This is a genomic window from Pseudomonas cremoris, from assembly GCF_014230465.1.
In genome coordinates, this window is sequence record NZ_JAAXCY010000004.1 from 107,225 (window position 1) to 128,913 (window position 21,689).

The 21,689-nt window shown below is 60.7% G+C and carries 20 protein-coding genes; 11 read left to right on the forward strand and 9 right to left on the reverse strand.

The window, feature by feature from the left end; all coding sequences use genetic code 11:
- Positions 1 to 27 precede the first annotated feature (27 nt).
- Positions 28 to 987, reverse strand: a complete 960-nt coding sequence (locus tag HF257_RS10400) for a tyrosinase family protein (protein ID WP_185707664.1) — start codon at positions 985 to 987, stop codon at positions 28 to 30.
- An 83-nt stretch (positions 988 to 1,070) separates the two neighbouring features.
- The gene (locus HF257_RS10405) at positions 1,071 to 4,178 is read right to left on the reverse strand and encodes a transglycosylase domain-containing protein (RefSeq protein ID WP_185707662.1); all 3,108 of its coding nucleotides are present in this window, start codon (positions 4,176 to 4,178) and stop codon (positions 1,071 to 1,073) included.
- A 364-nt stretch (positions 4,179 to 4,542) separates the two neighbouring features.
- Here HF257_RS10405 and HF257_RS10410 point away from each other — a divergent pair, with 364 nt between their 5' ends.
- Positions 4,543 to 5,961, forward strand: a complete 1,419-nt coding sequence (locus HF257_RS10410; RefSeq protein ID WP_185707660.1) for an amino acid permease — start codon at positions 4,543 to 4,545, stop codon at positions 5,959 to 5,961.
- A 96-nt stretch (positions 5,962 to 6,057) separates the two neighbouring features.
- On the opposite strand, the gene HF257_RS10415 is transcribed toward HF257_RS10410, so the two are convergent.
- The 4 genes from HF257_RS10415 to HF257_RS10430 form a co-directional block, all read right to left on the reverse strand.
- Complete coding sequence (locus HF257_RS10415; RefSeq protein ID WP_185707658.1) at positions 6,058 to 7,173, reverse strand: OpgC family protein; 1,116 nt, start codon at positions 7,171 to 7,173, stop codon at positions 6,058 to 6,060.
- A 132-nt stretch (positions 7,174 to 7,305) separates the two neighbouring features.
- Positions 7,306 to 7,602 carry a cupin domain-containing protein gene (locus HF257_RS10420; protein ID WP_185707656.1) on the reverse strand — a complete coding sequence of 99 codons (297 nt, stop codon included), beginning with the start codon at positions 7,600 to 7,602 and terminating at the stop codon, positions 7,306 to 7,308.
- A 64-nt stretch (positions 7,603 to 7,666) separates the two neighbouring features.
- Positions 7,667 to 9,286, reverse strand: coding sequence for an FMN-binding glutamate synthase family protein (locus HF257_RS10425; RefSeq protein ID WP_185707654.1), 1,620 nt, complete (start codon positions 9,284 to 9,286; stop codon positions 7,667 to 7,669).
- Positions 9,287 to 9,315: 29 nt separating this feature from the next.
- Positions 9,316 to 10,080 (reverse strand): helix-turn-helix transcriptional regulator, encoded by a 765-nt coding sequence (locus HF257_RS10430; protein WP_185707652.1) that lies wholly within the window; start codon positions 10,078 to 10,080, stop codon positions 9,316 to 9,318.
- A gap of 92 nt (positions 10,081 to 10,172) precedes the next feature.
- Between HF257_RS10430 and HF257_RS10435 the strand changes: the two genes are divergently transcribed.
- From HF257_RS10435 to HF257_RS10455, 5 genes are all read left to right on the forward strand, one after another.
- Positions 10,173 to 11,000: a carbon-nitrogen hydrolase family protein gene (locus HF257_RS10435; protein WP_185707650.1), complete on the forward strand. Its 828-nt coding sequence runs from the start codon at positions 10,173 to 10,175 to the stop codon at positions 10,998 to 11,000.
- A gap of 228 nt (positions 11,001 to 11,228) precedes the next feature.
- On the forward strand, positions 11,229 to 12,554 hold the full coding sequence (locus HF257_RS10440; protein WP_185707648.1) for an APC family permease: 1,326 nt from the start codon (positions 11,229 to 11,231) through the stop codon (positions 12,552 to 12,554).
- Positions 12,555 to 12,654: 100 nt separating this feature from the next.
- Positions 12,655 to 12,927: a type B 50S ribosomal protein L31 gene (locus HF257_RS10445; RefSeq protein ID WP_016970719.1), complete on the forward strand. Its 273-nt coding sequence runs from the start codon at positions 12,655 to 12,657 to the stop codon at positions 12,925 to 12,927.
- 167 nt (positions 12,928 to 13,094) lie between these two features.
- A complete protein-coding gene (locus tag HF257_RS10450; RefSeq protein WP_185707646.1) occupies positions 13,095 to 14,435 on the forward strand; it encodes an HD domain-containing phosphohydrolase in 1,341 nt (446 codons plus the stop codon).
- A gap of 72 nt (positions 14,436 to 14,507) precedes the next feature.
- The gene (locus tag HF257_RS10455; RefSeq protein WP_185707644.1) at positions 14,508 to 14,915 is read left to right on the forward strand and encodes an NUDIX hydrolase; all 408 of its coding nucleotides are present in this window, start codon (positions 14,508 to 14,510) and stop codon (positions 14,913 to 14,915) included.
- A 137-nt stretch (positions 14,916 to 15,052) separates the two neighbouring features.
- On the opposite strand, the gene metR is transcribed toward HF257_RS10455, so the two are convergent.
- The gene (metR, locus tag HF257_RS10460) at positions 15,053 to 15,970 is read right to left on the reverse strand and encodes a transcriptional regulator MetR (protein WP_185707642.1); all 918 of its coding nucleotides are present in this window, start codon (positions 15,968 to 15,970) and stop codon (positions 15,053 to 15,055) included.
- Between the two features lie 194 nt (positions 15,971 to 16,164).
- Here metR and HF257_RS10465 point away from each other — a divergent pair, with 194 nt between their 5' ends.
- The 5 genes from HF257_RS10465 (at position 16,165) to HF257_RS10485 (ending at position 19,790) form a co-directional block, all read left to right on the forward strand.
- Positions 16,165 to 17,184, forward strand: a complete 1,020-nt coding sequence (locus HF257_RS10465) for an alpha/beta fold hydrolase (RefSeq protein ID WP_185707640.1) — start codon at positions 16,165 to 16,167, stop codon at positions 17,182 to 17,184.
- A 55-nt stretch (positions 17,185 to 17,239) separates the two neighbouring features.
- On the forward strand, positions 17,240 to 17,893 hold the full coding sequence (locus HF257_RS10470) for a DsbA family oxidoreductase (RefSeq protein ID WP_185707638.1): 654 nt from the start codon (positions 17,240 to 17,242) through the stop codon (positions 17,891 to 17,893).
- Between the two features lie 186 nt (positions 17,894 to 18,079).
- Positions 18,080 to 19,000, forward strand: a complete 921-nt coding sequence (locus HF257_RS10475) for an arginase family protein (RefSeq protein ID WP_185707636.1) — start codon at positions 18,080 to 18,082, stop codon at positions 18,998 to 19,000.
- Entirely contained in the window at positions 18,997 to 19,377 is a 381-nt protein-coding gene (locus HF257_RS10480; protein WP_185707634.1) for a DMT family transporter, read from the forward strand. Before HF257_RS10475 ends, HF257_RS10480 begins: the two co-directional genes overlap by 4 nt.
- On the forward strand, positions 19,374 to 19,790 hold the full coding sequence (locus HF257_RS10485) for a DMT family transporter (protein WP_185707632.1): 417 nt from the start codon (positions 19,374 to 19,376) through the stop codon (positions 19,788 to 19,790). The genes HF257_RS10480 and HF257_RS10485 overlap by 4 nt, the downstream gene beginning before the upstream one ends.
- Positions 19,791 to 19,885: 95 nt before the next feature.
- Here HF257_RS10485 and HF257_RS10490 read toward each other — a convergent pair whose 3' ends face one another.
- A complete protein-coding gene (locus HF257_RS10490) occupies positions 19,886 to 20,749 on the reverse strand; it encodes a fatty acid desaturase (protein WP_185707630.1) in 864 nt (287 codons plus the stop codon).
- A gap of 75 nt (positions 20,750 to 20,824) precedes the next feature.
- Positions 20,825 to 21,595, reverse strand: coding sequence for a MipA/OmpV family protein (locus HF257_RS10495; RefSeq protein ID WP_185707628.1), 771 nt, complete (start codon positions 21,593 to 21,595; stop codon positions 20,825 to 20,827).
- Between the last annotated feature and the right edge of the window lie 94 nt (positions 21,596 to 21,689).

Genomic DNA, 21,689 nt, shown 5'->3' on the forward strand with positions numbered 1-21,689 from the left:
CTAGGGAGGCAGGGCGGGCCCCAGGGGTTAGATAGTTACTTCGTCAGCGATAAGGTCTACGACAGGGCCAGGTGTGGGCTGGCAGACCGGTGGTTGAGGCAGGCAGGTCGGTGGCGGGCTGGTGAACACCCCATAGGTGTAATCCAGGGCTTCGGTGGTTATCACCTCGTTCACGGTCCAGGTCTTCTCCCAGGGTGCCGTGCTGCCGGTGGCGTGAAACACCAGTGTTGCCTCCTGATCCATGCCGGGGACGCCGTTTTGCGGCAAGTAAGGGGCACTGGTTGGGTGCTGGCGCTTCCAGCGTTCCCACAACAGGTCGAGGTAGCAGTGATGAAGGAAGAACACTGGGTCATTCGGTGAGGTGGGAAACGACATATTGCCTCCCACCCATCGATGCACAGGGTCATGCAGCATGCCTTCGCAAAAATTCACCCAACTGTCTGGGCCGCCGGCGTAGGGCGTTTTCGACAAGGCGGCGCTCACCTGGTCGTTATCTGGCAGATGGGCACCGGCTTCATTGCCAAATTCACGTCGCAGGCCGGGGTCACCGATGTCCAGGTCCCAGATATTTACGTCGAAGCGCCCGGCTTGTTGGGCGAACGGGCCGGTGACTACGCGATCATCTTGGGCGCGGTCGCCATTGCCGCCGAGAAAGCTCGAGGTGAAGGGATCGTTGGGGCCGTTCAGGGTCCAGTCCCAGAACGGCAAGGTGATGCTGGTGTCATTCGCGGTGATTTGCAGGGCGCGTTCGAACTGGCGCAGGAACACCCGATGCCAAGGGAAAAACAGTGGGCTGCGGTGCGGCATGGGCGCGAACTGGCCGGGGCCGCCCATGGCGTTTTTATGCACCTGCACAAAATCGTCATAGCGGTTTTGATGGCCGGGGCGCAGCACGCTGGGCGTGTCGTTTTTCAAGCGCAGCATGGCTTCGACCAAGGTGTTTTTCTGTTCGCGGGTCATGTTGCGGTGGTTGATTCGGATATCCATAACGGGTCTCTGATGCGGTTTGCGGAGAGACCAATTTAGAAGCCCGGGCAAGCCACCACTATCATCCAAGGCGGCGCTTATTGTCAGAGCGTCGCAGCACCGTCAGTAAGCGGTCCTGGCAGGCATTGAGTGCGGTCACCCGGTTGCAAGTAGGGCATCAGGATCGGCGCCATGCCCTTGAGCACCTGCACGGGCAACGCCGAGGTAAAGGTGAAGTGTTCGGCGGATTGACCGGGGACAAACGCGGTCAGCGTGCCGAAGTGATGCTCGCCCAGGTAGAACACGAAGGTCGCCGTACGGTTGATGGATTTTGAGCTGAGAATCCGGCCCCCTGCGCCAATCGCTTCGATACGGTTATCCCCGGTGCCGGTCTTGCCGCCCATGGCCAGCGGGGTGCCGTCGGCCAGTTTGAAACTGCCAGCCACGCGTTTGGCGGTGCCGGCATCCACTACCTGGGACAGCGCGCCGCGCAAGGCCTGGGCAACCTCGATCGGCATCACTCGCTTGCCCGGTGCAGGGTCGTTGACCACACGGGTTTCGTAAGGCGTGTCGGCGGCAAAATGCAGGGTGTCGATGCGCAACACGCGGGGCCGTACGCCGTCATTGAGGATGATGCCCATCAGTTCTGCCAGGGCCGCAGGGCGGTCACCGGAGCTGCCGATAGCGGTTGCCAGGGACGGCACCAGATGGTCGAACGGATACCCCACGGCCTGCCAGCGTTGATGAATATCGAGGAACGCCTCGATCTCCAGCATGGTGCGGATGCGGCTGTCGCGTGCGCTTTGATGGCGGCTCTTGAACAGCCAGCTGTAGACCTCCTGGCGTTCGAACTGGCTGGCCTTGACCACTTCAGTGAAGGTCGCCTCGGGATGGTTGAGCAAGTAGCCCAACAGCCACAAGTCCAGCGGGTGCACCTTGGCGATATAGCCTTGGTCAGGTAGGTCGTAGGTGCCGGGGCCGTAGTCTTTGTAGAGTTTTTGCAGGCGTTCGTCGGTGAGTTTTTCTGTGGTTTTGACACCGTTCAGGTGTGAACGCACAAACAAGTTGAAGCTCTCCTGACTGGCATTGGGCAGCAGATAGCGGTGCACCGCGGCCAGGCGAATCGGCGTGGGGCGCAGGCTGTCGAGGAAGGTTTCGAGGCGCGCCTGGGTGTCTTTCTTCTGGTACTTCTTCCAGAACTTGCGCAGGAAGGTCGTGCCTTCGCGGTCGGCGAAACCAGCGAGGTATTCCTGGCGGCGCGGGTCGTTGTCGTCCTTGAGCAACTCGGCGCTATTGTTCTCGCCTGAGTAGGTGACGTAGCGCACTACGTCGCGCATCAGGCGAATGAACGGCAGGTTGATCGACTCACGCAACGCATCGCGCAAGCTGGGACTGCGGCCGTTGTCCTGGCTACGGAAGTTATGGAAACGGTGCAGGCCGCCGCCGGTGAAAAAACTCTCGGCGGGGCTGGCCGAATATGTGCGGTCGAGGGCGGCGTCGAGCATTTTGGCTAGAGACTTGTCCGGTGCCTGGATCAGGTAGTCGAGGGCCCAGCGGCTCAAGCGGTCCTGGTCATCCACCGCGATTTTTTTCAGCGCAGCCGGAGCTTGCGCGGCGTATTTGTCGTGCAGCTCGGTGATGATTTGCAGGTAGGTGGTGAGCACCCGCAGCTTGGCGGTGGAGCCCAGTTCCAGCTTGCTGCCTTCGTTGATGTCGAAGGGCTGGTCGGTGTTGTCGGTTTGCACGCGCACCCGTGAACCGTCTGGCGTCAGCTCAAACAAGGTGAAGCTGTAGCGCACTTGCGCAGTGCTGGCCGGCGTGAGCAGGCGCTCACCGAGCAGGCCAAGTTGGCGGGCGTAGTCGGGGTCTGCCAAATGCTTGAGGTAGTCGCTGACCTGACCCTGCAGTTGCGCTTGCAGGGTAGTCGTCGCAGAGAGATCGAGGCGGTCGAGGTCGTACAGTGGTCGGTCGAGCAGGGCGGCCAGGCGGCTGCGTGCAACGCTGATGCCCTTGTTGGTCTCGATCGGCTGCACCGTGGGTTGTTGCACCCAGTCGCGGTAAGTGACCTTGCTTGCCAGTGCCACCTTCAACAGCGCAGGTGTGATCACCCTGTTCTGAGCCAGCAGGCGCAGGTGGGCGTCGGTGAGTTGCGCCAGCTCATCACGCCCTTTGGCCAGGTAATGCGACGGTCGGCGCTGGGCGATGATCAGCGACAGCACTTCCCTCAGGGCCAGGCCTTGCTCCGCGTTTACCGGGCCGCGCAACGCCTGGTTGACCGTGTTGAAATCGGCGCCGTACCACACCCGCAACCCCTCGGCCATGCCATGCACTTCGCCATGCCCCGGGACTGCCGACAGGGGCACGCTGTTGAGGTAATCGCGCAGGATATTTTTACGTGCAGGCAAAGTGTCGGGGCCATCGTGATAGGCGCGCACGGCAGCAGAAAACATCTGCCGCAGTTTTTCCCCGCCCGATACGGTCAGGCCATCCGGCGAGTGCCGATATTTTTCCAGTTGAGTGGCCAGGGTACTGCCGCCGGCGCTTTGGCCGGGCAAGTGCAGCAATTTGGCGACTTGCGACCACGCGGCCTTGGCAAAACGCGGCCAGTCTACGGCCGGGTTGGCTTGCGGTTGGGCGGGGTCAAGCAGGTCGCGGTTTTCGATAAACAGCAGGCTGTTGATCACCAGCGGCGGGATCGACGCGAAGCTGTCGTAGAGCTGTTGCGGGTAGTTGTATTGGTACAGCGGGACGGCGCGGCAATCGGTAATGGACAGCCCGGCCTGGATCTTTTCCGCGTAGGGTACAAACAGGCCTTTGGCGCTGTAGTCCATCAGTTGCGGTGAAAAGCGCGACTGATCCTGGATCACATAACCGCGCTTGAGCAGGCGCGGTAGGAACGTGCCGAGGTCGCTGTAGCCCAGGCGTCGGTCGAAGGGGCCGGCACCGGGATAGACCATGGCATCACTGGCACCGGGTTTTACCTGGTAGGTAAGGTCGCGGGCCAGGCGGCTGAGTTCCTGGGCCTGCAGGCGTGAGGTGCGCATCTCTTTGCTGGCGGCAAAACCCAGGGCAATCAATGCGATCAGTACGATCAGCCAGAACAACCGGAGCCAGTAGCGGGGCCGGGGTTTATTTTTGGGTAAAGGCGCTGGGTCCGAACTGCCTTGTACTTTCGCAGCCTTGCTCGATTCGGTTTGCCACAGTGCGCCCATAGTCGATTGATCCCTTCACGCAGATTGATCGGACTTGCTGGAAGCTTAGTCGTTGAGGGCTGCTTGTGAGGGAAATGTGTTTTGTTTGTCGGATGTTTCTTGGAATGTACTGCGACGTTTTGACGCTCGGTGTAGGTTATATGCTCCTGTAAAGTTGGATTATTGCGGGTTGTTTCACTAAATTGATCTGCTTTTATAGTGAAAGGCCCTGAGCCGGGCTTTTTATACTGCACGCCCCGTTGATCTTGCCTGGCAAGAAGGGCCCGTCCATGAGGCGGCCCCGGTTTCGGCAAGGGCGCAGGCTTACCCGCCTGCCCCTGGAGACTCTGCGGATAATCCAATAACAAAATGAGGTTGTACCCCTATGCCAGTCGGCAACCCACTGCCCCATGGCGAGACCGCTCAAGGCGGCCCGCTCAAACGCGAACTCGGTGAACGGCACATTCGCCTGATGGCCCTCGGCGCCTGTATCGGTGTCGGCCTGTTCCTCGGCTCGGCCAAGGCCATCGAAATGGCCGGCCCGGCGATCATGCTGTCGTACATCATCGGCGGCCTGGCAATCCTGGTGATCATGCGCGCCCTCGGCGAGATGGCGGTGCACAACCCCGTCGCCGGCTCGTTCAGCCGTTACGCCCAAGACTATCTCGGCCCGTTGGCGGGCTTCCTGACTGGCTGGAACTACTGGTTCCTGTGGCTGGTGACCTGCGTTGCGGAGATCACCGCCGTGGCGGTGTACATGGGCGTGTGGTTCCCCGACACGCCGCGCTGGATCTGGGCCCTGGCGGCGCTGATCAGCATGGGTACGATCAACCTGATCGCGGTAAAAGCCTTTGGTGAATTCGAATTCTGGTTCGCGCTGATCAAGATCGTCACGATCATTGCGATGGTCATCGGAGGTGTCGGCATCATTGCCTTCGGCTTTGGCAACGACGGCGTGGCGCTGGGTATTTCCAACCTGTGGACTCACGGCGGCTTCATGCCCAATGGCGTGCAAGGCGTGCTGATGTCCCTGCAAATGGTGATGTTCGCCTACCTGGGCGTCGAGATGATCGGCCTCACCGCCGGTGAAGCACGCAACCCGCAGAAGACCATCCCCAGTGCGATCGGCTCGGTGTTCTGGCGCATCCTGCTGTTTTACGTCGGCGCGTTGTTCGTGATTTTGTCGATCTACCCGTGGAATGAAATCGGCACCCAGGGCAGCCCGTTCGTGATGACCTTCGAGCGCTTGGGCATCAAGACCGCCGCAGGCATCATCAACTTCGTGGTGATCACCGCTGCGCTGTCGTCGTGCAACGGTGGCATCTTCAGCACCGGGCGCATGCTCTACAGCCTGGCGCAGAACGGCCAGGCACCGGCCACCTTCGGCACCACTTCAAGCAATGGTGTACCCCGCAAGGCGCTGTTGTTGTCGATCTTTGCCTTGCTGTTGGGCGTGCTGCTCAACTACCTGGTACCGGATCAGGTGTTCGTGTGGGTGACGTCCATCGCCACCTTCGGCGCGATCTGGACTTGGCTGATGATCCTGCTGGCCCAGCTCAAGTTCCGCAAAGGCTTGAGCCCAGCCGAGCAGGCGGCGCTCAAGTACCGCATGTGGCTGTACCCGGTCAGTTCCTACTTGGCGTTGGCGTTCCTGGTGCTGGTCGTAGGCTTGATGGCGTACTTCCCGGATACCCGTGTGGCGCTTTACGTAGGGCCTGCGTTCCTGGTGCTGCTGACGGTGCTGTTCTACGTCTTCAAGCTGCAACCGACCAACGCCGGGCATGTTGCCTCGCCATCGGCGTGATCCTTGGTTGGCCCGTTGCGCCAAGCTTTGAGGCGCGCGGGTCAACAAATTGAACGCACGAATACGCACGCCCGCGCGATGCGGGCGTTACCTAAGTCAATTCGCGCGGCGCTGGCTCAGCCGCTTGTTCAACTCCAGCCAGGCGCCCAGTGCGGCCATCAGCACCACGCCCACCCACGCGGTCAGCAGTTGCATTGCCAGTGCATCGCCGGCCATGGCATTGAGCATGTCGGCCAAGGGGGCGAGCAACACGCCCAAGCAGAAAACTTCCAGAGAAAACCGGCCCATTCGGCACACCTGTGCGGCGAGCGGATTTTGCGTCCAGCCTGCGCCCGGCAGCAGCTTGGCGGTGACGTAGGCCAGGGCCAGGAAGTGCAGCAGGCGCACGGGTGAAAGGTCTGTTTTGCTGATCGGGTAGATCAGCTCGCTGATCACGGCTGGCATGACGGCGTCGTGGAGCTCAGGCCAACGCCACGACAGGGTCAGAATGCCGGTGATCAGCACATATACCGCTGCCGCGATAAACATCGGCTGACGTGACAAGGGACGAGGCTCGACGGGCTTTTTGCGCTGACTATGAATCGCCGCAGCCCCGCCCAGTACAAACAGCAACTGCCAGGTAATCGGGTTGAAATACCACACGCCGTCCTCGATGGCCCGCAGGTTCCAACCCATCCAGGGCGCCAGCAAGTAAACGGTCAGCGACACAGCCACGACCACAAGGGGGCTGCGCATCATCAGCGGTAGTACCAGTGCCAGGCTGGCCAGCAACACGATGTACAGCGGCAAGGGGTCCATCAGGTTGGGTTTGAAGCGCAACAGCAACTCATCCAGCAACGCCTGTTGCGGGTGAGTGATGAAGTGGGTCATGCCCATTTCTTGCACCAGGTCACGCGTCTCGACGTGGCTGTTGGCGAAGAACACGATGCCCATCAGCATCGCCAGCAAAAAGATGTGGACCACGTACAGCACCCAGGTGCGTCGCAGGATTTTCAGGCAGGCCATCCAGTAGCCTTCGCGTTGCAGGACTTTGCCGTAGGCCATCACCGAGGCGAAGCCGGCGAGGAACACAAAGACTTCCGCAGCGTCACTGAAACCGATGTTACGCAGGGTGATCTGGCCGAGGGGATTGTGGGGGACGTGATCCCAGAAAATGAAGATCAACGCCAGGCCCCGAAAAAAATCGATGCGCGGGTCGCGTCCGTTCAGCATGGCAGCAGGCTCTTGTACGGATTGTTTATTAAAGACACGCGGGCGTGGGCAATGACGCACGCCACGCGTCGGGGGCGCGAAGGTTGGCGGTATTTGTAAGCAATTGCAAAGGTTGGGTATTACTGGATGTCTCTAGACATCAATGATTACCAAAGTTCCATGGCTGCCCGCGAGCACGCTATGGGCCGTACCGGCTTGCACGAGGTACATCTGGCCGGCATTCACTCGGATTTCCTGGTTGTCGATGCTCAGTTGCAAATGACCGCTGACCACAAACAGCCCTTCGTTGTAGTCATGGGTCTCTTCCTCATACGCCTGCTCATCCATGCGCAACACCTTGATCCGCGCCGGGCCGACCTGGCCCAAGCGTGTTGATTTCCAGCTGTCGGGCAATTGTTTGGCGATAGCAGCAAAGTCCAGCAACGGCATGTGAATCTCCTTGTTTCAACGATGCCGTCGGTGGTCCGGTTCAGCGGTCAGTGATGATTGACGATTATGCAGCCACGACGTCATTGGGCTCGAAGCTATCGGCCCGCGCCATCTGCCACATGCGCGAATAGAACTCGCCATTTACCTCACCGGTTAGCAATTCACCCGGCTTGAGGAACACATGAAGCTGTGAAAACAGTTTGATCTCGGTCGCCGACATTCGCCGCACCAAGTGCTTGGCAGACAGTTGCGAAGGGTGATCGAGGCCAGCAGCGGCGAGCATTTCTGCCAGCGCCTTGAGCGTGCTGCGATGAAAGTTGAACACACGCTGGGCCTTGTCCGGCACTACCAGCGCGCGTTGGCGCAGCGGGTCTTGAGTCGCAACGCCAGTCGGACATTTGTTGGTGTGACACGATTGGGACTGAATGCAGCCGATGGCAAACATGAAGCCCCGCGCCGAGTTGGCCCAGTCGGCACCGATGGCCAAGACGCTGGCGATATCGAACGCGCTGACGATCTTGCCGCTGGCGCCGAGCTTGATTTTGTCGCGCAGGTTCAGGCCCACCAGGGTGTTGTGCACGAACAACAGGCCTTCACGCAACGGCACACCGATGTGGTCGGTGAACTCCACGGGCGCCGCACCGGTGCCGCCTTCCTTGCCATCCACCACGATAAAATCCGGGAGGATGCCGGTTTCCAGCATGGCCTTGGCAATGCCCATGAACTCCCACGGATGGCCCAGGCAAAACTTGAAGCCTACCGGTTTGCCGCCGGACAGCTCGCGCAGTTGTTGGATGAACTGCATCATTTCGATAGGCGTGGAAAACGCGCTGTGGCGCGACGGCGAGATGCAGTCTTCGCCCATCATGATGCCGCGTGTCTCGGCGATTTCCTGGGTGACCTTGTGCTTGGGCAAGATCCCGCCATGGCCGGGCTTGGCGCCCTGGCTCATCTTGATTTCGATCATGCGCACTTGCGGGTCCTGGGCCTGCACGGCGAAGCGTTCCGGGTCGAAACGGCCGTCGCTGGTGCGGCAACCGAAGTAGCCGCTGCCCAGTTCCCAGGTCAGGTCGCCGCCGTTTTCTCGGTGATAGGGGCTGATGCTGCCTTCGCCGGTGTCATGGGCAAAGTTGCCGAGCTTGGCGCCTTGATTGAGCGCGCGGATTGCGTTGGCGCTCAGCGAGCCAAAACTCATTGCCGAGATATTGAACACCGATGCCGAATACGGTTGCTTGCACTGCGGCCCGCCGACCATCACGCGAAACCCGCTCGGGTCGCTCAAGGGGGCTGGGCGCATGGAGTGGCCGATAAATTCGAAGCCCGACTGGTACACATCGATCAGGGTGCCGAAGGGTTTGTCCGCGCTTTCATTCTTGGCGCGCGAATACACCAGCGAGCGCTGGGCCCGGGAAAAGGGCAGGGCGTCGCTGTCGGATTCGAGCAGGTACTGGCGGATTTCCGGGCGGATGGCTTCCACCAGGTAACGGATATTGCCCAGGATCGGGTAGTTGCGACGCACGGCGTGGGGGCTTTGCAGCAGGTCGAAAATGCCGATCAGGCTGAGGATGCCGGTGACCACGGTGATGGGCCACAGCCATTCATGTTCGATAAACGGGAGGCTGGCGAGGGTAAAAATGACGCACACGGCAAAGAAGGCGTAACGGCTTAATAACGACAGGCTCATACGGTTTTCCTTGGGTTCGGACTCATCGGCTAGGCGGTTTGCGCCTGAAGAAAGATCGAGAACAGCTCCGACTGGGATTTGATCCCTAGCTTGCTGTACATGTGTTTCTTATGGACTTTCACGGTTTCAACAGAGATTTCCAGCTTACGAGCGATTTCCTTGCTGGAGCAACCGCTGAGCATCAAACGGCCGACATCCAGTTCGCGGGCGGTAAGCTGCGCGCCCCATTCATCATTCTGGATAGGAGGTTGCGGCGCGCTGACCTGATTGAGTTCGTAGGGCAGGCGCTGGCGCAACAGGCTCAGCACCCACGGCTGGATCAACGACAGCAGGGCAATCTGGCTTTGGTCAAAGCGCTGTTTCGATCCCAGGGACAGGCACAGCGTGCGGCCATCTGGCAGGTGGCAATTGAACTGGATTTCATCGGCCACCACGTTCAAGCGGAAGTACCGTTGGTAATACTCGGTGAGTTCAAAGTGCTCCGGCGCGACGTCGGCCAGGCGGAACAAGCCGGTACGCGAATGCTCGCGGCTGGCGATGTAGAAGGGGTCGAGCAGGTACAGGCCGTTGAGGTAGTCCTGGAACAGATGGTCCGGCGTGCCGTCGGCGCCGGGGCATTCGGCGAACACCAGAGGCCGGTGCTCGCTGCTGAACAACAGCGCCACCCAACTGTCGGACGGCACGTATTGGTCCAGCAATCGCACCAGCTGGGTCCAGAAGTTGGCCTGGTCCAGGGCGTCTATCATTTGCCCCACCGAACGGTGCCAGGCGATGTCTTGCAGCGACATGGTCATTATCTACCCCTATCGGGTTACCCCCGCCGCGTAATTCCCTGGCCTGGTGTGGCTGCGCATACTGCGGCACAGATTGAGAACAAGGAATACCCATGAAGGTCGAATTTGCCCAGTTGGCGGGCCGTGATAACGGTACAGCTTACAACCTTGAGCGCGCTTTGGCGGCGATTGCTGCCTGTGCCGGCGATACGCAACTGATCGTCTTCCCGGAAACCCACCTGATGGGCTTCCCGTCGGCCGAGACCGTCGCCGACATCGCCGAACCGCTGGACGGCCCGACCGTGCAGGCCGTTATCCAGGCCGCCCGCGAGCGCAACATCGCCGTGGTGATCGGCATGGCCGAGAACGATAACGGCCAGTTCTACAACACTACCTTGCTGATTACCCCCGAGGGCATCGCCCTGCGTTATCGCAAGACCCACCTCTGGGCCTCTGATCGCGGTGTGTTTACCCCGGGTGACCGCTACGCCACCTGTGTGTGGAACGGCGTACGCATCGGCCTGTTGATCTGCTACGACATCGAGTTTCCGGAAACCGCCCGCGCCAATGCGCAATTGGGCGCCGAACTGTTGATCGTCACCAACGGCAACATGGACCCGTACGGTCCCACCCACCGCACCGCAATCATGGCCCGCGCCCAGGAAAATCAGGCGTTTGCGCTGATGGTCAACCGGGTAGGCGAGGGCGATGGCGGCCTGTTATTCGCCGGCGGCAGCGCGTTGGTGGACCCGATAGGCACCTTGCTGTTCGAGGCCGGGCGCGAGGAAGGGCAATTCACGGTCGAGCTGGACCTTGACCAACTGGCAGCGGCGCGCAAGGACTACCGCTACCTGGATGACCAGCGCTTGAAATTGCCGGGTGAGGTGATCGAGCGCGCAGACGGCACACGGGAGCTTCTGATCCCCAATTTCCCCGGCTGACGGGAACCCTGTAGTGAGCGAGCTTGCCTCGCGCTGGGGGGCGAAGCCGCCCCAACCAGGCCGCCGCAGTGTTTCAGTAAGACCGAGGTGCCTGGGTTTGGGGCGGCTTCGCCACCCAGCGCGAGGCAAGCTCGCTCACTACAACCCGTGCCGTACATAAGAAAAAAGACACCTGCAACACCCATTTCAGTTCTGCCATAAATCTAATAAATCAGCGGAGAATCGCTCATGGCTCGTTTGCAACGCACCCTGTCGTTAGGGTCGGTGGTGCTGTTTGGCATCGCCTATATGACGCCGATCATTGTGCTCGGCACCTTTGGCATCCTGGCGCAATCCACTGCGGGCATGGTCCCCGCCGCGTATCTGGCGGCGCTGGTAGCGATGTTCTTTACCGCCATGAGCTACGGGCGCATGGCCTCGGCTTTTCCGGTCGCCGGTTCCGCCTACAGCTATGTGCGCAAGGCAATCAGCCCGAAACTGGGGTTTATCGCGGGTTGGGCGGTGTTGCTCGACTACCTGTTCTTGCCCATGGCCATTTGGCTGATCGGTGCGGCGTACCTCAATTCGGCGTTCCCGGCAGTGCCGCAATGGATCTGGGTGCTGGCGTTTATCGGCATCACCAGCGCCATCAACATCGTCGGCCTCAAGTTGGCCAACGGCATCAATGCGTTGCTGATGCTGGTGCAGTTCCTGGTGCTGATCGCGTTCGTGGCGCTGTGCATCCATTACATCGGCGGCGACGCCAGCAAGCCGCTGTGGACCATCACCCCGTTCTTCAACGGCCAGATGCAGATGCCGTTGATCATGAGTGGGGCGGCCATTGCCTGCTATTCGTTCCTGGGCTTTGACGCGGTCAGCACCCTGACCGAAGAAACCCGCGACCCACGTCGCACCATTCCACGGGCCATCATGTTGATCACTTTGATCGGCGGCCTGATTTTTGTGGCGGTGTCCTACTTTGTGCAGATCGCTCATCCGTCGTTCGAATTCGCCAACGTCGATTCGGCGGCGTACGAAATTGCGCGCAATATCGGCGGCGACCTGTTTGTGTCGATCTTCCTGATCGGCCTGATCGTCGGTCAATTCGCCTCGGGGTTATCGGCCCAGGCCAGTGGTTCGCGGTTGTTGTTTGCCATGGGCCGTGACGGTGTGTTGCCCAAGTCGTTCTTCGGCACCTTGCATGCGCGCTTCGGCACGCCGGTCAACAGCATCCTGTTGTGTGCAGTGGTGGCGCTGCTGGCGTTGAAGCTGGACGTGACCACCTCCACCTCGTTCATCAACTTCGGTGCGTTCCTGGCGTTCAGCCTGGTGAACCTGTCGGTGATCTTCCACTACTGGATCGGCGCCAAACAGCGCGGCGTGCGTGAGTTGATCCTGTTTCTGGTGTTCCCGACCATCGGCCTGGTCGCGGATTTATGGCTGATGGTCAGCCTCGACCACTTGGCGATTTACCTGGGCCTGGTGTGGTTGGCGATTGGTTTGGTGTACCTGGGCGTACTGACCCGTGGCTTCTCGCAACAGCCACCGGAGATGGATTTCCAGGAAGCTGCATAGACTCTCTCGGTCTATTCTTATTGCAATCGGTTCTCGTTTGGGTGCATGATTTGTGTTATTGTATAACACTTGTTTTGCACCCACACGCCCCGGAGGCCTCATGAAAGCTGGAATCCATCCCGACTACCGCACCGTGCTGTTCCACGACACTGCCGCCGACGTGTTCTTCCTGATCGGCTCCACCGCCGACAGCGATCGCACCCACAAACACAGCGACGGCAACACCTACCCGTACATCCCATTGGACGTGTCCAGCGCCTCGCACCCGATCTACACCGGCCAACAACGCAAGACCCAGGCCGAAGGCCGGATTGCCGGGTTCAACAAGCGTTTTGCGTCGTTCGGCTCAAGCCCGAAAAAAGCCGACGCGTGAGGCGTACCGGTTTCACCTCGAAGGCCGCTCCTGTTTCTGGAGCGGCTTTTTTTTGCATTGATATCGGAAGGCCATCATTTTGCCAGAAACCGACTAAACTACTCAGTAATCGCCAAGGAGGCAGGCCCAGACTGTAAGGAGCGCATACCGACGATCCGAGGTGTCCCATGGGAGAGTCAGTTACTTTCACCGATACCGACCGCGCCGTGGTGCTGTTGATCGATGCCCACCCGGACGTACTCCGCAGCCTCACCCACCTGCTGCGGCTGGAGCCCTTCGACCTGTACAGCGCCACCTGCGCTGCCGAGGCCCTGGCGATCCTCGCCAGCCAACCCGTCGACCTGGTGATGAGCGCCGCACGCCTGCCAGGCATGGACGGTGCTTCGCTGTTGGCGCATGTCCACCAACACTATCCCCACACCGTGCGCATCCTGCTCACAGGTGAGACCGACCTGACGCTGATCATCAAGGCCATCAACGAAGGCGAGATCTACCGCTACCTCAGCAAACCCTGGAACGATGAAGAACTGCTGTCGGCGCTGCGCCAATCCCTGGCTCATCAGCATTCCGAGCGTGAGCGACTGCGCCTGGAACAGCTGATCTTGCAGCAGAACGAAGTACTCAAGCAGCTCAACGCCACGCTGGAAAAACGCGTGGCCGCGCGCACCAGCGAACTGCAGCAAACCGCCGACATGCTCGACCTGGCCTACGAAGAACTCAAACACAGCTACGCCACCGGCGCCGAAGTGTTCTCGCTGCTGGCCAACCTGCGCCTGCCGCGTGCCAAGCAGACCAACCGGCAGATCATCGAACTGGTGCGCACCTGGTGCATCGCCCATGGCGTGGACTCTGCCAGCAACCGCGACCTGACCATGGCCGCAGCGCTCTACAACATCGGCAAGTTGAGTTGGAGCGACAGCATGATGGCCTCGCCCTCGGACTTGCTGCACAGCAGCGACCGCGAACGCTATCGCGCCTACGCCACCCAAAGCGAGTCGCTGTTGATGGCCCTGGAACCGATGAAAGACGCCGCACGGCTGATCCGTCATCACCAGGAACGCTGGGATGGCAGCGGTTTCCCCGACCACCTCAAGGGCGAGGCGATTCCCGCAGGTTCACGCCTGCTCAAACTGGCGGTGGATTTCATCGAGCTGCAAAAAGGCCTGATCCTGGAGCGGCAGATGAACAGTGACGAAGCGCTGCTGTACATCCGTAAATACGCAGGGCGGCTGTATGACCCGAACATGGTCGAGGACTTTGTGCAGGTGTGCGCCACCTACCTCAATGACGTGACCCTGGGCGACCCCAACGTCAAGGTGCTCGGTACTCGGGAACTGGAGGAGGGCATGGTGCTGGCGCGCAGCCTGAACGCCGATAACGGCATGTTGCTGCTCAATGCCGGCAAGGTGTTGAACTTGCCGTTGGTGGATAAGTTGATTGCCTTCGAGACCATGGAAGGCGCGCGATACAGCGTGTTTATCAAAGATCACAGTGTGATCCCTGGCTAAGCCCACATTGGATTGCGGCGCAGCTACAGGTCATGTGATCCTTGCGCCCTTTGCCGCCAAGGAAGACCACTCATGCCCTCCACCATCCGTATCGCCGCCGCCCTCCTGATCGGCACTGACGGCCAGACCTTGCTGGTGCGCAAGCGCGGCACCCAGGCGTTCATGCAGCCTGGCGGCAAGATCGACGCCGGCGAGCAACCCGCCGAAGCACTGGCCCGTGAGCTGCACGAAGAACTCAACCTGCGCATCGACCCAAGCGCCGCCGTTTACCTGGGCAAGTTCTCTGCTCCGGCCGTCAATGAGCCGGGTTTCACCGTGGAAGCCGAGTTGTTCCAGGTGAACATCGACGTAAATGTCACCCCGGCGGCCGAGATTGAAGAGGTGCGTTGGATCGACCCGGCTGGCGACGGTGGCCTGCAGTTGGCGCCGTTGACGCGTGACTTGATCCTGCCGTTCTACCGCGAATCGCTCACGGCGTAATTCTCTGGTGAAAACCCTATCGAATGTGGGAGCGGGCTTGCTCGCGAATGCGGTGGGTCAGTCAATATCTCTGTGACTGATCCACTACATTCGCGAGCAAGCCCGCTCCCACATTTTGATCTTGATTGTTCCCAACTTCAGCGCACCGCGCTGACGCCATCCAGTGTGGAAAAGGATGTGTCCTTCGCCGTCAGCAGGAAGTCGCGCATGTACGGCGCATCCAGCATGTCCGCACGGATCCCCGCATACAGCGTCGCGAACAAACCTTTTTCACCCAGGCGCTTGCCCTTCACATACCCGCGCGAGCTGTATTCATGCAGCGCCCAGTGCGGCATGCCGCACACACCACGGCCGCTGGCCACCAGTTGCATCATCATCACCGTCAGTTCAGAGGTACGCACCTGGGCCGGCTCGATGTCGGCGGGTTCCAGGAAGCGCGTGAAGATGTCCAGGCGGTCGCGTTCCACGGGGTAGGTGATCAGGGTTTCGGTCAGCAGGTCTTCCGGCACGACGTACGCCTTATTTGCCAGCGCATGCTGGTTAGCCACGGCCAACATGGCCTCATAGGTAAACAGCGGCACATAGGTGATGCCCGGCAGTTCCAGCGGATCGGAGGTCACCACCAGGTCCAGGTCACCACGGGCCAGGGCCGGCAGCGGGGCGAAGGCGAAGCCCGAGGCCAGGTCCAGCTCGACTTCCGGCCAGGCATCACGGAACTGGTCGATGGTCGGCATCAACCACTGAAAGCAACTGTGGCATTCGATGGCCATGTGCAAACGCCCGGCGGTGCCACCGGCCAACCGTGCGATATCACGCTCGGCTCCGCGCAGCAAGGGCAGGGTGGCGTCAGCCAATTGCAGCAGGCGCAGGCCGGCGCTGGTGAAGCGCAGCGGTTTAGTCTTGCGCACGAACAGCGGCATGCCCAGACGCTCTTCCAGCTCTTTGAACTGGTGGGACAGTGCCGATTGCGTCAGGTGCAGGCGCTCGGCAGCTTCCACCAGGCTGTCGGCTTCGCGCAGGGCGTGCAGGGTCTTGAGGTGACGGATCTCGAGCACGGGCTCTCCATGAATATAATTTGTGATGAGTTGGAATGGCGTGAGTTTGTCTCATGTTGCCGGGTCTGTCGATACGCAGGTTGAGCATGACCGCCCGGCACTCTTCATCAAACTGTCACGCAACTGTGGCAGCGCGCTTGAACAAACTTCATCAGACTCGCGCTCTACTGGGGTTCTGCGTTTCGGTGTTTTTCATGCGCGTGTTTTTTCTATTGGCCGCTCTCTTGTTCGGCCTGCCGTCTTTTGCGGCTTCTCGATGTGATGTCAATGTCCCGACCCAAACGGTCGACTTGGAAAAGGTCAGCATCGCCTACCAGAGTATCGGCCGTGCGTCCGACCCGGCTTTGCTGCTGGTGATGGGCTTGGGCGGGCAGTTGATTCACTGGCCCGACGAGGTTGTCGTCGCGCTGTGCCAACAAGGTTTTCGGGTCATCCGCTATGACAACCGCGATGTTGGCCTGTCGACCTGGCGCCAGGCGCCCGCGAGCGCCAACCTGACCTTTGAAGTGCTGCGCTACAAGCTCGGCCTGCCCGTGGCAGCGCCGTATACCTTGAGCGATATGGCCGACGACGCGTTGGGTTTGATGGATGCCTTGCAGATCCAGCAATTCCACGTATTGGGCGCGAGCATGGGCGGCATGATCGCCCAGCACTTGGCCGCGATGGCGCCGCAGCGGGTGGAAAGCCTCACCTTGATCATGACCAGCTCCGGCGCCGAAGGCTTGCCTGCGCCGAGTGCGGCGTTGGTGCAACTGCTGTCGCGACGCAGCGCGCCTAATCGCGAAGTGGCCCTGGAGCAGCAGGCCGATTTGCTGGCCGCGCTGGGCAGCCCGAATGTGAAGGATGACCGCCAGGCGCTTCTGCATCAGGCTGCGTTGTCCTACGACCGGGCGTTCAACCCGGACGGCGTGAAGCGTCAGATCATGGCGATCCTCGCCGAGCCGAGCCGCGTGCCGTTGCTCAACCAGCTGCGCGTGCCGACGCTGGTGGTGCACGGCACCGCCGACCCGCTGTTGCCGGTGATGCACGGCGTGCACCTGGCGGCGCATATCCAGGGCAGCCAGTTGAAGCTGATTCCCGGCATGGCCCATCGTTTCCAGGAAGCGTTCAAGGCGCCGCTGCTGACGGCTGTGTTGCCCTACCTGCAAGCTCATCGCGAAGACGCAGCGCACTGGGCGCAGATTGACCTGGGTGAGCCTTCGAAGGTGCTGTGACATTGGTGTATCGTGAGCCTTTTACGGCATGTTTCTGCCTGCGAGGTTGCCCACCATGAGTACTCCCCTGAAAATCGATTTCGTCAGCGACGTGTCCTGCCCCTGGTGCATCATCGGCCTGCGCGGCCTGACCGAAGCCTTGGACCAGCTTGGTGCCGAGGTGCAGGCCGAGATCCATTTCCAGCCGTTTGAACTGAACCCGAACATGCCCGCCGAAGGGCAAAATATCGTCGAGCACATCACCGAAAAATACGGCTCCACCGCCGAGCAATCCCAGGCCAACCGCGAGCGTATCCGCGACATGGGCGCCGCACTGGGCTTTGCCTTTCGTACTGATGGCCAGAGCCGCATCTACAACACCTTTGATGCGCACCGTCTGTTGCATTGGGCTGGGCTGGAAGGCTTGCAGTACAACCTCAAGGAAGCGCTGTTCAAGGCGTATTTCACCGATGGTCAGGACCCGTCCGACCACGCCACCCTGGCGATCATCGCCGAGAGCGTCGGGCTGGACTTGAAACGCGCCGCCGAGATTCTTGCCAGCGACGAATACGCCGCCCAAGTGCGTGAGCAGGAGCAACTGTGGGTCTCCCGTGGTGTGAGCTCGGTGCCGACCATCGTGTTCAACGACCAGTACGCGGTGAGCGGTGGCCAGCCGGCCGAGGCGTTTGTGGGCGCGATTCGGCAGATCATCAACGAGTCCAAATCCTAAGGTTGGTCACAGTTCAAATGTGGGAGCGGGCTTGCTCGCGAAGGCGGTGTGTCAGTTGATGCATGTGTTGGCTGACACTGCGCCTTCGCGAGCAAGCCCGCTCCCACATTGGTTATTCGCTGTACTTAAGATAAACGCTGGCCCGGCCCTTGCATTGCCCCCTTAAAGCCTAAGGGGAACACTGCCTTGAATATTCTTGACCTCGACCACAGCCTAACAAGCCAGGCTCCGATTGCCCGGCGGTTGGCCAGCGGTCAGGCCACGCGCCTCGACCTGCTGGACCTGGGCCCGAAGCTGCGCCTGTGGTCCACCGAAAAAACCTGGAAGGCCTTCGCCGAGCGCCTGGCCAAGCGGCCCCGGCCCGTGGATGCGCGACCGGAAATCCTGTTTGTCGGCTCTGGTGACTACCACCACCTCACCCCGGCTTTTCTGGCCGACCTTAAAGAACCCATCAGCTTGATCCACTTCGACAATCACCCCGACTGGGTGCGCTTTGCGCCCAAGCGCCACTGCGGCTCGTGGGTCAACCGCGCGTTGAAGATGCCGGCGATCAAACGCATCGTCACGCTGGGCCCGTGCAGCGACGACCTGCATAACCCGCAACTGCGCGGCGGCAACCTGGGCGCCCTCAAGCGCGGGCACTTGCAGCTGTTTCCCTGGCAGCATCCGCCGTCGAAAGTCTGGGGCCGGGTGGGCGATGGCGCCGGTCACCAGCAGCAGGAAAACCACCTGCACTGGCGCAACCTCGCGGAGTTGGATTGGGCGCAGTTTCTGGAGCAGATGATCACCAGCCTGCCCACTGAGGCCATCTGGATCACCATCGACAAAGACGTATTGGCCAGCGAAGACGCCGCCACCAACTGGGACCAGGGCGGCATGCGCCTGACCCACTTGTTGCAAGCGCTGCGGGCGTTGGCTGCGCGTAAACGCATCATTGGCATCGACGTGTGCGGCGAATTCGCCACGCCTGCGTTCAGCAACGCGTTCAAGCGCTGGGAGGCCAAGTCTGACCAGCCGCCACCCGAGCGTTGGAGCGCTGAAGATATACAGCGCAATGCCGCCACCAATGAAGCCCTGATCGACCTGTTTGAGGAGTTGTTCCCGTGACCCTGACTGTGGTGTTGCTGGTGGCCTTTTCCATCGTGCTCGATGTGATCGGCCAGTTGTGTTTCAAGATCGGCCTGGACCGCCTGCCCGAGCTGGAAGGTGGTTTTCGCCTGAATGCGTTCTGGGGCCAGGTGTTCAATGCGCCGTTGCTGTGGGCCGGGATCGGCGCCTATGCCATCGAATTTTTCGTGTGGCTTGAAGCGTTGTCCCGTGCGCCGCTGAGCCTGCTGTTCCCGGCGGCCGCGCTGGCCTATTGCGGCGTGGTGCTGGCGGGCAAGGTGGTGCTCAAGGAAACCGTGAGCCGCCGCCGCTGGGCGGGCACATTGGTGATTACCGTGGGTGTGATGTTGGTGGCAATTGCCGGGAGTCAGGCATGAATTCGCAGGAAATGGTGGTGGAACGTCCAAGCGGATGGCTGCACGGTCGCCTTGGCACCGTGGTGCTGTGGGCGTTGCTGATCGGCTTTGAAAGCGCCGGCCAGTTGTTTACCAAGGTGGCCGGTGACCAACTGGGGCAGATGGATCTCACTTGGCAGTGGTTGGCCGATGTGGCACGCAACCCAGGCATCCTGGCGGCGATCGGCAGCTACATTGGCGCCTTCTTCGTGTGGATGCTGATTTTGCGACGCAGCAGCCTGTCCCTGGCGTTCCCGCTGAGTTCACTGGTGTTTGTGGTGGTGTTGCTGGGCTCGTGGCTGGGGCTGGGGGAACATATCAGCGTGCTGCACTGGGTGGGCGTGGCGGTGATTATCGGCGGCATTGCGCTGTTGGCCGAAGGCGAAGAAAACTGAGGCCACCGCTGTTTGTAGTGAGCGGGCTTGCCCCGCGCCGCGGTGTACCAGGCACATCACGCTTACCTGGCCCACCGCCGCGCGTACTATCAGGGTTATTTGCGGTGTGCGACCAAGAAGCCCAAGCCGTGCGACACCGGCAGCGTCTTGACCCCGGCTTCACGCTGTTGCTCGGCGATCTCGCGGTGAAACGCCTTCACTTTGGTCCAGTGCATCTTTGGCCGGTAGTGATGCTCGGCGTGATAGCCGTTGTTCATCCAGATCAGGTTGTACAGCACGCTGTAGGAACTCACGCCCCAGGCAATAGGCAGGTCCGGGTTGCCGCCGAAGTGTTCATAGTAACCATTGAGTGATGACAGGCACTGGCCCAGGTACCAGAACGGCAGCAGCCACAGCACTGCCTGCCAGTTGTAGAACGCCAGGGAGATATAGAACGCCACCGTCACCACGATCTCGACCTTGACCCAACGTGCATCCGCCGGGCGTTTTCGCTTCATTTCGTCGTAGAACGGCTTGGGATCGTCACGGAAAAAGCTCAGGAACGTGTAGGACCACGGGTTTTCCGGCTGGCCATTTTTGCCGCGCTGGTAGATCGACAGCGGGTCGATGGTTTGCCCATCCGGCCCCGGCAGGTCGGCGTTGCCACGGTGATGGCGGTTGTGGATGTCGCGGTACAGCGTCTGGGAAAAACCGATGGTTACCGACAGCAGCAGGTCGAAGGCACGGTTCACTGCGCGATGGGTGAAGTAGGCATTGTGGATCTGGTTGTGGGAGATGCTGTTGATGCTCCACGACAGGCTCACCGCGTACACCAACGCCAGCGGCGCCAGGGCCCACCAGCTCAGGCTATGGAAGGCGGTGACCAACCAGATGACAAAGGCGAAATGCGCCAGGCCCATGGCAATGGGGATCAGGTCCCACAGCGAGTGATGGAGCAGGCGGTAAGCGGGGCGAGCCATGAAGAACGTCCTGGAAAAATGGATTCAGGGGCGTTATTGCAAGGCTCAGACCAGTTTGTAAAAAAGTGTGTGGTTTTAGTCGAACTTGTAGCTGATCGCCGTCTGCACCTGGCCTTGGTTAACGTCGCCGGTCTCCTTGACGATGGTGCTGTTGGCCGCCGAGCCCACCAGGTGGACCCAACTGGCGCTGGTCAGCAGGGACCAATTGGAGGCCAGCGGGAATTCAAAGCTCTGGGTCAGCGTGAGGTTCTGGAAGCCCGCGCTGGCGTTGTAGGGGCGAATGCCAGAGGCCGCGGATTCGTCGGCATCGACGCCGAAATAGGTCTGGGTTTGGCGGGCGTCGGCGAAGTGCGCCATCAGGCCGCTGCTGCCGATAATCCCGCCACCCAGCGGGTAGCCCAGCTCGCCGCCGAGTTTGCCGACCACGCCACTTTGGTCGCGCCCGCCGCCGACGGTTTGGCCCATTTGGGCGTACACCCGCCAGAACTCGGCCGGTGCGTACTGCACAAAACCACCGACTTCGGCCATGTCCGAGACGTTGCGCAGGCCCTGCAGCGAGCCATTTGACGTACGCCCTTGCAGGTAGTTGACGTAGGGGCCAGCCGTGAAACCGTTGGTGTTCAGCGCGCTCCAGGTCAGGCCGTCATCGGTGCTCAGGCTGACGTTGCCCCAGTCCAGGTCCAGGTAGGGCACGGGACGTGTTTCGTAGCGGCTGCCGGTAGGGTCGTGGGGTTGATAGCTGAGGCCCGCGCCCACTTCACCGGTGATCGGATCGGCCAGGGCCGTGCTGGAAAAGCCCCACAGCCCCAGCAAACCGATGAATACAGCAGAACTGACCTTGAGCATGAAACGGTTTCCTTGTGTGGACATGCGCGCATGAACGCGCGAAGGGCCCCCCTCGCGCAAGCACTCATCTTGTTTGTAGCAAGCTACAAAAATT

What these genes read in the sequence shown, in the direction of transcription:
- HF257_RS10425 (WP_185707654.1), bottom strand. Translation starts at nt 9,286, where the DNA reads ATGAGCCTGTCGTTATTAAGCCGTTACGCCTTCTTTGCCGTGTGCGTC.
- HF257_RS10495 (WP_185707628.1), bottom strand. Translation starts at nt 21,595, where the DNA reads ATGCTCAAGGTCAGTTCTGCTGTATTCATCGGTTTGCTGGGGCTGTGG.
- HF257_RS10470 (WP_185707638.1), top strand. Translation starts at nt 17,240, where the DNA reads ATGAGTACTCCCCTGAAAATCGATTTCGTCAGCGACGTGTCCTGCCCC.
- HF257_RS10455 (WP_185707644.1), top strand. Translation starts at nt 14,508, where the DNA reads ATGCCCTCCACCATCCGTATCGCCGCCGCCCTCCTGATCGGCACTGAC.
- HF257_RS10405 (WP_185707662.1), bottom strand. Translation starts at nt 4,178, where the DNA reads ATGGGCGCACTGTGGCAAACCGAATCGAGCAAGGCTGCGAAAGTACAA.
- HF257_RS10435 (WP_185707650.1), top strand. Translation starts at nt 10,173, where the DNA reads ATGAAGGTCGAATTTGCCCAGTTGGCGGGCCGTGATAACGGTACAGCT.
- HF257_RS10420 (WP_185707656.1), bottom strand. Translation starts at nt 7,602, where the DNA reads ATGCCGTTGCTGGACTTTGCTGCTATCGCCAAACAATTGCCCGACAGC.
- HF257_RS10415 (WP_185707658.1), bottom strand. Translation starts at nt 7,173, where the DNA reads ATGCTGAACGGACGCGACCCGCGCATCGATTTTTTTCGGGGCCTGGCG.
- HF257_RS10465 (WP_185707640.1), top strand. Translation starts at nt 16,165, where the DNA reads ATGCGCGTGTTTTTTCTATTGGCCGCTCTCTTGTTCGGCCTGCCGTCT.
- HF257_RS10440 (WP_185707648.1), top strand. Translation starts at nt 11,229, where the DNA reads ATGGCTCGTTTGCAACGCACCCTGTCGTTAGGGTCGGTGGTGCTGTTT.
- HF257_RS10410 (WP_185707660.1), top strand. Translation starts at nt 4,543, where the DNA reads ATGCCAGTCGGCAACCCACTGCCCCATGGCGAGACCGCTCAAGGCGGC.
- HF257_RS10485 (WP_185707632.1), top strand. Translation starts at nt 19,374, where the DNA reads ATGAATTCGCAGGAAATGGTGGTGGAACGTCCAAGCGGATGGCTGCAC.
- HF257_RS10490 (WP_185707630.1), bottom strand. Translation starts at nt 20,749, where the DNA reads ATGGCTCGCCCCGCTTACCGCCTGCTCCATCACTCGCTGTGGGACCTG.
- HF257_RS10445 (WP_016970719.1), top strand. Translation starts at nt 12,655, where the DNA reads ATGAAAGCTGGAATCCATCCCGACTACCGCACCGTGCTGTTCCACGAC.
- HF257_RS10400 (WP_185707664.1), bottom strand. Translation starts at nt 987, where the DNA reads ATGGATATCCGAATCAACCACCGCAACATGACCCGCGAACAGAAAAAC.
- HF257_RS10430 (WP_185707652.1), bottom strand. Translation starts at nt 10,080, where the DNA reads ATGACCATGTCGCTGCAAGACATCGCCTGGCACCGTTCGGTGGGGCAA.
- HF257_RS10450 (WP_185707646.1), top strand. Translation starts at nt 13,095, where the DNA reads ATGGGAGAGTCAGTTACTTTCACCGATACCGACCGCGCCGTGGTGCTG.